General features: G+C 51.8%; 9 protein-coding genes. 7 read left to right on the top strand and 2 right to left on the bottom strand.

Going from position 1 to position 12,218, the window contains the following annotated elements; translation table 11 throughout:
* Window positions 1-14: 14 nt before the first annotated feature.
* From CW305_RS04030 to CW305_RS04045, 3 genes are all read left to right on the top strand, one after another.
* Window positions 15-305, top strand: a complete 291-nt coding sequence (locus CW305_RS04030) for a hypothetical protein (RefSeq protein ID WP_181063845.1) — start codon at window positions 15-17, stop codon at window positions 303-305.
* A 62-nt stretch (window positions 306-367) separates the two neighbouring features.
* Window positions 368-1,108, top strand: coding sequence for a metallophosphoesterase (locus CW305_RS04035; RefSeq protein ID WP_104097145.1), 741 nt, complete (start codon window positions 368-370; stop codon window positions 1,106-1,108).
* Between the two features lie 439 nt (window positions 1,109-1,547).
* Window positions 1,548-1,982 (top strand): hypothetical protein, encoded by a 435-nt coding sequence (locus CW305_RS04045; RefSeq protein WP_104097147.1) that lies wholly within the window; start codon window positions 1,548-1,550, stop codon window positions 1,980-1,982.
* 751 nt (window positions 1,983-2,733) lie between these two features.
* Here CW305_RS04045 and CW305_RS04050 read toward each other — a convergent pair.
* Together CW305_RS04050 and CW305_RS23345 are read right to left on the bottom strand one after the other, a co-directional pair.
* Window positions 2,734-3,501 (bottom strand): hypothetical protein, encoded by a 768-nt coding sequence (locus CW305_RS04050; RefSeq protein ID WP_104097148.1) that lies wholly within the window; start codon window positions 3,499-3,501, stop codon window positions 2,734-2,736.
* Window positions 3,502-5,203: 1,702 nt separating this feature from the next.
* Window positions 5,204-5,371 (bottom strand): hypothetical protein, encoded by a 168-nt coding sequence (locus CW305_RS23345; RefSeq protein ID WP_181063860.1) that lies wholly within the window; start codon window positions 5,369-5,371, stop codon window positions 5,204-5,206.
* A 205-nt stretch (window positions 5,372-5,576) separates the two neighbouring features.
* Between CW305_RS23345 and CW305_RS04055 the strand changes: the two genes are divergently transcribed.
* The 4 genes from CW305_RS04055 to CW305_RS04070 are packed head-to-tail and all read left to right on the top strand — an operon-like array spanning window position 5,577 to window position 12,115.
* Window positions 5,577-9,320 carry an ATP-binding protein gene (locus CW305_RS04055; RefSeq protein WP_104097149.1) on the top strand — a complete coding sequence of 1,248 codons (3,744 nt, stop codon included), beginning with the start codon at window positions 5,577-5,579 and terminating at the stop codon, window positions 9,318-9,320.
* The gene (locus CW305_RS04060) at window positions 9,317-9,973 is read left to right on the top strand and encodes a hypothetical protein (RefSeq protein WP_104097150.1); all 657 of its coding nucleotides are present in this window, start codon (window positions 9,317-9,319) and stop codon (window positions 9,971-9,973) included. The genes CW305_RS04055 and CW305_RS04060 overlap by 4 nt, the downstream gene beginning before the upstream one ends.
* Window positions 9,970-11,250: a hypothetical protein gene (locus tag CW305_RS04065; RefSeq protein ID WP_104097151.1), complete on the top strand. Its 1,281-nt coding sequence runs from the start codon at window positions 9,970-9,972 to the stop codon at window positions 11,248-11,250. Before CW305_RS04060 ends, CW305_RS04065 begins: the two co-directional genes overlap by 4 nt.
* A gap of 31 nt (window positions 11,251-11,281) precedes the next feature.
* Complete coding sequence (locus tag CW305_RS04070) at window positions 11,282-12,115, top strand: DUF7281 domain-containing protein (protein ID WP_104097152.1); 834 nt, start codon at window positions 11,282-11,284, stop codon at window positions 12,113-12,115.
* Window positions 12,116-12,218 lie beyond the last annotated feature (103 nt).

Consider the following 12,218-nt stretch of genomic DNA (forward strand, 5'->3'; position numbering starts at 1 on the left):
TGGGGAGGGGCGAAATGGCAATGACGGCCAATCGTCACCCTGACGTGCATTGCGACGTCTGCGGTAACTCCACGCGGGTGCCTGGGTACGGCGAGCAGTTCGCTCTGTTGAAAGCGCATTGGGGGTATGGCGCGCGCCATGACGGTGAGCGTTACCGCGTCCGGTTGTGTGAGACCTGCTTCTTCATGGCTTTGGCGCACCTCCGGCAGGAGCGACGCATACATCACTTGTTTGATGAGGCACCGCAGCATGACGACCACGATTTTGGGCGCATCGCTCGCGACGACTATTGGGCCGACAGCTAGGCGTGTATTCAGGCCGAATTGCGGCGTTCTTGATCTTTCTTTCGAGCCAACCGAGTCTTGTCATGCGTATTCACCTGCTATCCGATCTGCATCTTGAGGTGAGCTCTTACCAGCCGGTCATCACGGACGCTGATGTGGTCATTCTGGCGGGTGACGTTCACACCAAAGCCCGTGGCGTTCGCTGGGCTTTGGATAACTTTAGTGGAGCGGTTCTCTACGTGCCCGGTAATCACGAGTTCTATTCCGGCCACCTGACCTACACATTGGTGACGATGCGTTCCTCCGCTCGGGACGGTCGTGTACAGGTCATGAATATGCACGAATCAGTGATTGGATGCGTTCGTTTTCTCGGATGCACGATGTGGACGGACTACGCGGCAATGGGTAATGCGCACCTGGCCGGGTGGCATGCGCGTACTTGCATGAACGATTTTCGGTACATCCGCACCGAGTCGCTCCGGCGGATCGTGCCGAACGATCTGGTGAAGGAGTCTCTTAAAGCGCGCGCATGGCTGCGCTCGAAACTAGCCGAGCCGTTCGACGGAAAAACAGTGGTGATTACCCATCACGCGCCCTCGCTTCGCTCGTTGGTCGATAGTCCCGATGCCGGCACATTGCTTGATGCAGCCTATGTCCATGACTGTGAAGATTTGATGTGCGGTGAGCGCGTTGCGCTGTGGGTGCATGGGCATTCGCACACAGCGGTCGACTACGACTTTGAGGGCACCCGGGTTGTCTGTAACCCCCGCGGTTATCCAAATGAAGAGACGGGTTTCAATCCTGATTTGGTGCTAACGATATGAAGCTTCCAATCCATAACAGCGGGGAGGCGACGACTACGGCAGCAGCCAAGCTTGAACGTGCCATTAGCACCTCGTTCGGCCGCCCAGTGACAGCTTATTTAACCGACTGTTATTTCCTTACCGGATGCTGTCTTGGTATTACACACAGACATGTTCGAAATGACATTCATGGGCGATTCGCGGACGGTCATCGGATTCGAACCTCGCAAATAATTGAGGCGCACCGATATGGAGAATTTTGGCTTCTACACACGTATAGCGGCAGCTTCTATGTCGTGGTGACATTTCGGGAGGAGGGCGGTCTTGAGTCGCTTTATACGATGTTGACGATTCTCCTGACCGGCGTTCATCCGGCTCCCCCGTCTCTTCACTGATGCTGATGTACGGCCATTACGCCGGTCGGTTTCATCCAAGCTCACGTCTTTTTTTTGGTGGGAATATGCAATCGCTCATCTCGTTTGAAGTCGGTTATCCAACGCTGTTCTCACAGAGCGGCGTCAACAGAATATTTGCTGCTGACGTGTGCGCGTACGATGAGCAGAGGTTAGTCAGGCAGGCGCGGATTCTGTTCCTGATTGCCGGGGGCGTGGCGTCGGTGCTTGGGAGCCACCTGGCGGATGTACGCAACGCTAAGCTCCCTGCGTCGCAAAAAGACTTTGTCCAGTGGCTACGAGAGGAGAATGATCTCTACAACACATCCAAGGGCATCCTGGCGTTCACGTACGAAGGCCATCAACACAGGTATTTGAGCTACGTAACCTCTGCATTTATTGCGAAGCTGGATCCGTCGCTCAAAATGGGCATCAGTTACGTTGACAGCGAAACCGGCGGATATGTCTGCGTCGCTTTGGATCCGCTTCCTATACTACCGTAGGCTCGAATCGGCGGGGTAGCTGCCATTGCACAGTAGCTGGTTCAGTTGTGACTGCGCTGGGCCTCCGCTATTGACTGGCCGCGATGTACGTTCCCCTTGTCGCTTAAGGCGGACTCTAACTCTTCTGCGCTCCAGGTCGATGTCTTCTGCCGCGAGGGCTGTCAGTTCGGAACGCGAGAGGCCGAGCCAGCAGTTGCAAACCAGCATCCGCGCAGGCGCCATATTTTGCGGATATCTCCAGAGCAGTTTCTGCATTTCTTCGAGATCGAAAGGATCAGCAATACTGGTAGGCTCTAGGACATGGTTTGCGACCCCGTCAGCGCGGTTTGCGCTTGTGATGTCATTTTTTTCCTAGCATCCTCCCAGACACCTCGTAACACCGTCAGCACATCATTAGTGGTCTTTGGCGACAAGCCGTCCGGATTTGCTCGGCTACGTACCAGCTGATTTCTGAATTGCTGGCTCTTGAGTAGTCACGTCCGCGAGCAACCGCTCTCCAAAAGCCGCCAGTACATGCTTGGCGCGGCTTCGGTAATTCGTGGACGTGCTTTTCGACTTGCCCGAAATCTGGGCCGTAAGCCAAGCTTCGATTTTATTTGCTATCCCGTCGGCTGGACTAGACAAGCGCACTGATATTGCTTGGTTACCTGCTTATGAGCTTTACATTCTCAAGTAAAAATAAGTGAGCAGACTGCATTACGATCCATGATGCATCATTGAGTAAGCTTAGACGTTCATTTACTCAGCCAAGTTAAGGCGTTGGCATCTGATCAGTTGCACTTTTCAATTTTGGGAGCTCCGTTTTTAATGAGCTGATCACTGAGAATAAAGCGTCCACCTTGAGCTCCTTGCTAAGGCCGGGAGTATTGAATGGCTTCATTACAGAACAAAGTCTCTCGTGAGTTTTCACACTGGGAGATCTTTTGAAGACGGGCTGCGCATGGTGAGGCCAGATAGGTGCGATCAAGGTGAGCAGGGAAAACAGGCGCTGTTCGCTTATGGTCTTACATTTTGGCGGAAAGATCTTTTTTGTTTTTACCCATGCTAGCTTTGCGCTGTCGCCTAGCGCTCCACGTTTCGCGTACATCTCCATGGATTCGTACGTGAAGCGATACATCACCACGATTGTTGCTGCTATTTCCTTGTCGTCCATGTCGCTCCGAAAAGACAATTGGCTCGTATACATATCTACTATCGAGTCGAAGCGCTTGTCCAAGATTATACGGTATAGCCTTTCAATCGTTGGGACTAATCGATTCTTTTCGGTCTGTAGTGCGGCGTCTAAGAAAATAATCAATTGGTTCTCATGGATGCATCGAATGTAATTAACGGCTTTGTAGGTTTCTCTAGGTTCTGCATCTGGCATGTAGACAAATGTAACCCCTTGACTTGCAAAAGCATTAACTTTATCTGACGTAACGTTTAGCAGCGATAAGAGGTCGTTGGTTTCGTGATAAATAACGTTATTTGTAAAATGGAAGTTACAGGTTTTTTCGTTGATTTTATAAGATAAGCGCATGAGGATGTCCTGTCTTGTGTGCCGAACCAGTACAGGATATGCATGCGCGGTGTTTGTGAGTCAATCAACCTTCACTTGGGTGTTTGGCCTAGTTAGTTATATTTTTGATATATTCTTTACTGCAAAAAGGGTTTGGTTGCGTAAGTTATCGTTCACATAGCTAAGTTATTCTAGATTAGCTCGTCTCAGAGTGTCGGAAACAGTCGGGAACTGCTATGCAGGTGCTAGACCAGAACTCAATCAAGTGTCAGTGGGGCTTTGATCTAGCCCATGGAGGAAGCGGTAGCTTGCCGAGCGGGGTGGGGCTGGCATGGCTGTTCTGGAATGAATGAGCAAATACTTCTGCCTGGCGGCTATGAATAATCACGCCGCGCTGCGACATATGCGAGCCGGCGCCCATCCGCTGGGTGGGTAGCAATCCGAACTCTACAGCGAGATGGGGCGCGGTACAGCGTGACGCATCCCGGTTCTAATGCTATGGGTTTAGCTGCTAAGGAAGGGGGCGTTGAATCGTTGGTCAGGCTTACCCGCTATATAGGATGAGCTGAACGTGAACCGCTCCGGAGCGGTTGTCGGCCCGCAATTTGGATGAAACCGACTGGTTTAAATCACGTGAGAATCTCTCGCTCCCGCTAGGCCCCATGACAAAACGCGTATAAAACCTTTGTTCCGCAATTTTATGTCTTATGGTCTGTAAGTTATTGATAATAAACGATAAATAGAAAACCTTTCTGGATTTACAGTTTGCTAATAGCGACCGATCGTCGGGTTTCCCAATAGAGGGGGGTTGAAAAAAAATTCGCGAGACGGATCTATATATTTGAGAACAAAAAAAAGCGAGTGATGTGAATCCTGAATTTTTTGTGTCAGATGAGACGCGATTTTGTGGCATCCATTGATCAAGCACGACCGTTAAATTTGAAGAGCATGTGCAGCTGGCACCTCCCTCTCCCTAGGGATCGCCTCCTTCGCGGCCGACAGGCTGCGGCTTAAGGTTTGACAACAAAAAAATGAAACGGCCAAAATTTTTTTGGCTAAAACGCAAGATGTTGTGGTTGTTTTTGCTTAAAGCACCATATATTGCGATTACAGTTGTTTTTCAATCATTCTTGCGCCGTCCATCGCGAGCTTTCAATCATCTGGCCTTGACCGCTGATTAGCGGAGCGCACCGAAGCGCCCGGGCGAGAGTATGGCGAGCTGCGCAACGCGAACGAGATGATACGATCCCAAAGGATAGATGTAGCTCAGGCATGAGCGTTTCGATGCCCCCCTTCACTGCCTCCGTCATCGACGTCTTTGCGCCCCGCATCGTTGCTGGAGAGCCAGTGCCAGCATGAAGGTCGGCTCGTGCTGGATGCCTCAAGCAGGCGCTGCATGTCACGTCAGCGGCGTCGCACATGAGGCTGATCTACTACCGCGGCCTTGGACAGCCAGTACGACTCGATCCGCTATACCGCGCGCCTGACCGAGCTGAAACACCGTCCATAATGAAGGAACGTAAGGCCGTGGGGATGGTGGCCTTGAAATCGACTCACTGGTAAAACCACCAGCGCCTGCTGAGCTCAATCGGCTCTTCCCGAAAGAGGCTTAGGCAAGCTTGCCACCGGCAACTAGAAGGTCAGGCCATGGCTGCCTAACTTAAACGACGTAGCCTTGCACGAAAACGGGAGCGATTCAGTACCTGCTGAACGCAGTGAGGTTTTAGATACTTTGTATGTGCTCGTTTATATAGCCATGGCTGGAGCTCATCCAAATTTGCGAAGTATTTTCGACCGTTTCGACCGTTTCGACCGTTTCGACCGTTTCGATTAGGCGGTAGCGCAGCGCCAGATCCCGGCGAACCTGCTCGACTGCCTGTGACCTTTTCATGGCTTCTCCACGTGTGCGAATAGTTTACCTGTTCAGGTAAACACTATAGGTATGTAGGGTTATGCGACATATATTAGGGGTGGCTTTCAACGGCGATGAATGCTCTGGCGATGCATCGGGCTTGGTATCTATTCTATAAGCATATGGTTGGCACTTCCGCTACCAAGGAAAGCTCAGCGGCTGGCAACCCACAAAGGAGTGTTTTATGTCGAGGCTGGTTAGGATCGTACTGATTGATTCGTTGTGTCGTGGCACCAAAGCTGACCTTTGCCTAGATGGCAACACAGCCATCATGGGTACCAACGGCATTGGCAAGACCAGCTTCATGCGTCTGATCCCGATTTTCTATGGCATAAAGCCAGGGGAGTTGATTTCAGCCGACTCGAATAAGAAATCATTTGCCGATTGGTACCTGCCCAACCCGACTAGCTTCATCGTGTTTGAGTATCTGAATTGGGAGAGCCACCTGCGTTGTGTCGTCATGCATAGGAGCAGCGATACCTACGCTTATCGTTTTGTGAAAAGTGGTTGGCGCAGCGAGCTCATCTACGACGACATTGAAGCCGGACGCATGGTCATGTCGTCCGAACTCCAGCGCCACATGTCGAAGCAGGGGGTGGACTGCACCGCGCAAATCCCGCCGCTGTATTACGGTCGCACAATTCTATTCAACACCGACTCCAATAACCTTGAAGGTATTGACGGCATCGACAAGCGAAACCTGGTTCGCACGATGCGATCAGCATATTCGTTGGCTCCGCGTGGCAAGCATCTGTCTGGGCTTGACCGCCTAACGGTCGCGCTTATCGAGAGTAAAGGTACTTTCGACTCCATGAAGTCGACTATGGCCAGTATTTTGGATCAGGACAGTGCCAATCCTGCCGACATGCTTAAGACCTTTTCGGTGCAGTCTTTCAAGGAAATCCTGGACTCGCGAGATGGATACCTAGCACTTGAAGAGCTGGGCAAAACCATCGTTGAGCTTGATGCGACTCGTCATGAGTTTGAAGCGTGTATTGCCGAAATGGGCAAGCTACGGGGTTGGGCAGCTTTGCTCAATGAAGAACGAGAGGCAGACAGCAGACTGCTCGATGACGAAGCTAAATTGCTAACCGCGAAGGAGAGTGAGTTTAACGAGCAGGCCAGCGATTTGCGGGGTAAAGCTGGGCTTAAGGTTAGTGAAGCGGGTGTTGCCGCCACGACTGCTGAACAGTCTCTGAAAGCGGTCGAAGATAGGCAGGAACGCTTTCAGCAGCATGGCATTGACGAGCTACGGGCTCTGCATCAACGCTTTGAGGGGATGTGCTCTTCGGTCAGTGAGAAGCGCCAGCTACAGGAACATATTGAGCGTGAGGGCGCTGACCTACGCCGTTTCGCTGAGATCAGAATCCAGCAAATTAAAAACGATTTTGCACGTGGTAAAGAATCTCTGGAAGCGAACTACAAGGTAGCTGCCGAGGATTTTGAGCATCGCTACGTAGACATCACGACCAAAAGAGAGCAAGGCTTAGACGACTGCCAGGCAAGGGAGCGAGTCGAGACTCTCGCGCTCCAGCAAAAACTGACTGGGCTGGAGGTGCGTCGCGGGCAATTGCAAAGTGAGCACGCGCAGCTTGCTAGGATGAAGGTGCCTCCCGAAAGTCAGGTCGCTATTGATGAAGCTAATGCAACGATACGCCGCTTGGATGCAGCTCTTAGCGAAACGAATGAGCTGATTGCGCAATGCCAAAAAGACACTCGAAAGATTCAGGAAGGTCTTGATGACTGCGCCCGTGGCACACAGAACATTTCCAACAATCGAAATGAGCTTGTCAGGCTCCAGGAGGAGCTCAAGCGTCAATGCGAACCCGGTCGGGATTCGTTCCTTGGATTCCTTCGCTACTGTCCAGAGGGCTCTCCAGACTGGGTATCCACCATTTCTAAGATCGTTCCAGCTGAGATTCTCTTGCGTACTGATCTTTCTCCCCGAATATCGGGAAAGGGCGATTCAGGGAGCTCACTTTATGGGTACGAGATTGATCTAGATCGCCTTGACGATGGCTTGATTGCCAACCTTGAGCAAATGCGTGTGCAGATTGCTGAGTTGGCAATTCAGCTCGATGATCTCGACCAAGAGCAGTTAAGGATTCAGAAAGAGGCTGACCAGCTCACTGGGAAGTTGAAGCATCAGAAGCTTGTATCAGAGCAGCTCAGCAGGAAGTGGAGTGAGTGCGACGCAAATTTGAAAACTCAAATTAGTGCTCATGAAGCCTTGTGTGAGCGGGCTGAAGCTGAGCATCGCGAGAGCTTGGAGCGTTTGAATGCTGAGTTGATCGAGATGACAGCTTTGGCCGGGGAGGCTGCACAGGCGTTAAAGCTTTTAGAAGCAGCATTTGGCCGGGAGCGCCTGGCCATTAAAAATGAAGCCAAGCTCCACGTTGATGCCCTCGACGCAGAAAAAACTACCTACAAGCAAAGCTATGACAGCCAGGCAGATGGATTCAGGCGTGAGGAAAAACAGCAGATCGAAGGAGTGAATGCGGCGCTTGAATACGATCTTGGTGCCAAGGGTATCAATAACCTTCAGCGCAATCAGCTCCTGAAAGAAATTGACGATTTAGAGCAGAGAATCAAACGCTGCAACGAGTCGCGTAGCCTTATTGAAAGCTATGAGCTTTTTCTGGCTAATGATCTTCCTCGGCTACCCGAGCTTGGCCTTGAGTTATCAAGGAAGCAGGCAGCACTGGAGCTGGCTGATAGGGAAAGGGTACGTCTTGAGCAGGATCTTGATGCGCAACGAAAGCTACATAGCAATGCACGCAAGCTGCTTCGCGAAACATGGGACATTGTCAGTAAAGACCAAGATCGACTGGCCAAGGTTATTGCTCGCCTATCGAGTGTTGCGGCGAACACGTCGGAGTCCATACCTACAGGGATGTCCGTAGCTCAGCTGGAATACCAGGCATCGCAATTGGCCGTTAACCGTAAGCGTCTTGCAGATTCAGGGCGTGAATTGCTTCGTACTGTCCATGACCGGTTTGTACGCAGCCCTGCACGTTCTCTTGCCCACACCCACCAAGGTGCGAAGATCAGCAGGATCTACAGCCAGGCCACAGCAGATGCTGACGATGAATACCAAGCGTGGGTTTACGCAGCACCGCCACTGCTAGACCTGCTCAATAGTCAGCCCGATCACAAACGGTTGCTGATCATGCAAATTCACAACCTGTCCACCGAGCTGGAGAATAGCCGAGGGCAGCTCAAGGATCTGCACAAAACGATCCTGAAACTAGGCCGAAGGGCTACAGACAAGGCCAGAGAGACATTAGGTGCTTTCCCGGCGATCAGAAACTTTGAGTTTCATGTGTCATCTCGAATTCATGCGCTGGATTTCTGGGATGAGTTAGAAGCCTATGTGCGAGAGTTTGCGCGTTGGAAGGCTTTGGGAGCCGATCTCTTGCCATCGGCCTCGTTTATCTCGGCGATGAAGCAGGTAGTGCAGAAGCTTGCGGAAGGTGCCTTTGGCGCAACACTTTCCAACTGCTTTGACGTGTCGGTTCGAGTGGATGACCAGGGCAGTAATAAGGTCGCAACCACGAACAATCAACTGATTGGGATCAGCAGTCAGGGCCTTTCAAGGATCATCGTCTACATGATCTATGTATCGCTTTTTGAGCTGCTGCGGGATACGGCCGATTTTGAGATGTCTATTCCGTTCGATGAGGCTCTCGAAATCGCGCCAGAAAACGTCATCGCGTTGGTGAGCTACTTCAACAATCGGCATATCAGGATGTTGGCTGGATTCCCAGGCGGCGCACCTGAATTACTTCGCCGCTTTCAGCATTGCTACACCCTACGTCGGCAGAGGGAGCGGGTCATCGTCACTCAGTACCTGCCTCCTCGCACGAATCCACTCCAGGTATTAAATGACGAAATTGGTGAGAGCAAGGAAGCGGGGATATACGCATGAGTCGTTTGCGTGAGTGCCTTGAAACACTGCTTCGAGGGGGATTCATCTGCCCATTCAGTCAACCGGATCTTCACCAGGCAATGCTTGATCAGGATCTAGCTGTGCGAGTAGAGCAAGGGTTGCTGCCAGTGGGGCGGGTGCTGGCATGTATTGGTGATGAAGCTGCACCGGATACGTTTTATGCAGGTTACGCATCGCTCGACTCACCTCAGGATCGCCAGTCTGTGGCCAGTGAGCTGACGTGGCTTCGTGATCAGATCAAACCTTTACTGGACTTTATTCGTCTGTATAGCCGGGCTGAAGGCAGTGATGTGTACTTGGCACCCGGTGAGGAGGTTTCTTTCTCTAGGCTGATCGAGGCTATCGAGGCCAATACCACATACGCAGAGATGCTTCGTGACCTTGCGGGACACCAAATCTTTAGGCGTATCAGTTCAGCCCGCGATAACAAAGACAGCCTTGGGAGAGCGCTAGAGGCCTTAACAGATGAGGGCTTCCTCGTGCGAGCCAACACGCAAAGCGCAAATTATGTAGTGACCGGAAAAATGGGTTATGTCTTCATGGCCTTGGAATGGGTGGCTGCGTATCACGAAATTGCCGAGCCCGAGAATCGTCACGAGCTGGCTGCTGTGCAGGGAGGCTTGGAGCTTTGAAGGCTGAAGACTGGAAGCGACTTGGGCAGAGCGTCGCCGCCAACGCGGAGCTGCTTGAGTTGCTGGCAAACTCAGACGAGCTCGGAGTCACTACCCAAGAAAAGGGGCAGAAGAAGCTTCTGTCATGGCTAATCGCAAAAAACCTTATTGATGTTGATGATGGGGTCTACAGCCTGTCGTCGTTGATGCTGGATCTGGGCGCTCAAATCTCGATGACAGGATTCGAGAGAGCCGCTCTAGATTTGGAAGAAAGCATCATAGCCATTACGAATCTTTGCGAATCCTACGGGAGCGCACGTGATAGCGGCAGCGTCGACAGAATGGCACGCGTTGAGAAGAAGCTGAGCCTGCGGCTACGCCAGATCATCAAAGCAATTCGCAGCGAGATTGTTTCGACAAGAATGTTTGTTGAGGCCGGTTTCAATTTTTCTAATAGCCTCTCCGACCAGCTGCGTGAAATTCGCCATGTGGCGGATCGTCTAGTGCATATTCATGACCGGCTGAGCTTATTCACGTACGAGAGCCTATCGCCGCTTTGTCATGATGACCGCACCTTACATCGAGTGATTGTGAAGTTTTTTCTCAGCGCACTCTCCAAGCAACGCGTTCACCTGCACGACCTCATTTCTCGTCTGAACAAGCTCAGTGTCGCTGTTCGTAAGCGCAAGCGGCAACGGCAACTAATCCTTGTTGTTGATGCCTGGCTTGATAGTGGAAATATTCTGGATTTGCTCCCCATGCAGGACGCGAAGACTTACTCAGGGAGTATTCGTGCCCAGAGTATGAGTCTGTCTGCGCATGCGGTTGCAGGGCATACAGATGCTGATTACGTCGCTCAGTTGGAGTCGATTATCGCCAGTCTGCCTCCCCCCAAGGAGCGGATTTTACGGGATGTTGCTCAAAGGCAAGAAGGTGAGTACCCGTTAGTGCCCGACGTTGAGTTGGAGCAGGAGGAAGAGGTGCCGCCATTTGCTGAGCCTCATCTTATCGCGATGCTGGAGGCTTACAAGCAGGCTCAGGCTCCTCAATCGGCTGTGGATTATTGGCTGTTGAATGCCCATCCTGAGGATGACCTCAAGGTCTGGCTATGTGCTCTGGACAACTATCTGCTTGTGCTTCAGTCAGAAGTCAAAAATACGGGAGGAAAGCTGAATTTCAGCATCGTTCCCGAAGAGCTTCCAATGAGCCGATATTCAGCGAATCAGTACATCACGGATATTTGGATTTGCTCAGAGCATGCCCTTGATCAACCTCGCGTCAGAGCCATGCATTGCTGATGCATGCTGAATACCATGTGTGCCCCCACCTATGATCCAGCCAGGTGATATCAGAGCTATCGCCGAAACGGTAGCTTTAGCAAAGGATTACGTCACGGCCAACAAATTATGGAAACGTATTAATGCACAGTACGGGATAGGCGCTAAGCAAGGGGCACGGTTTAGCCTAACGGCGGCGGATCACAAGTACCTTCGCGATATTGTGAGGAACGAGTATGGCTTCGACCCTTTGAAGGAGAGGCCGCTCGACGGTGAGCTCGATCGGATGTCATTGGCGCAAAAGACCCGAAGCGAAAAGCTATCGGGCGAAGGGGTGGGCAGGGACATTATTTTGGTCAGCTCTGGGAGTGGCGACCTGTTTCTACCTCAGGGGGATTTCACTCTGCCCAAGGGGGCTGTACTTCAGCTTCAGGCAAGCGCGCTCCATGGAGCAGAAGAGGTCGTTCTGGTCGAAAACCTCAGCCCTATGTATCACCTTCATCGCTACATCTGGCCTGAAGGGATGAGCCAGATACCAATGATTTTCCGTGGAAGCCCTCAGTATTCGCCCGCAGCTGTAGCTACGGCGTTGGCGGGCGTCAGGAGGGTTATCTGCTTTCCAGATTTCGATCCACAAGGGCTGCTCAACAGTTTCTGTACCGACAAGGCCGGCGGGTTGATGATACCAACCAGGAGCGCGCGCTCTGAACTGATTCGCAGGGGCTTAGATAAGCCGGAAGACTACACCAGGCAAGTTGAAGCAAGGGATTGGCTGCGTAAGCAGAAATTGGGGCTTGAGTTCGTGACTGATCTGTTGGTCTCAGAAACAGGATTCAGCCAAGAATCTATGGTTGGGCTGGACTTACAGGTTGTAGACATTCCGTGAGTCACAGTATTCAGCCTCACCCACAAGGCAGTGGCGAGTCGCTGCATTATTTTTGAGCCAGGGGGCATGCCCTCGTATGCTTGAAAAGTTTACCTGTTAATGT

The organism is Stutzerimonas kunmingensis (genome assembly GCF_002929225.1).
Lineage (GTDB): Bacteria > Pseudomonadota > Gammaproteobacteria > Pseudomonadales > Pseudomonadaceae > Stutzerimonas.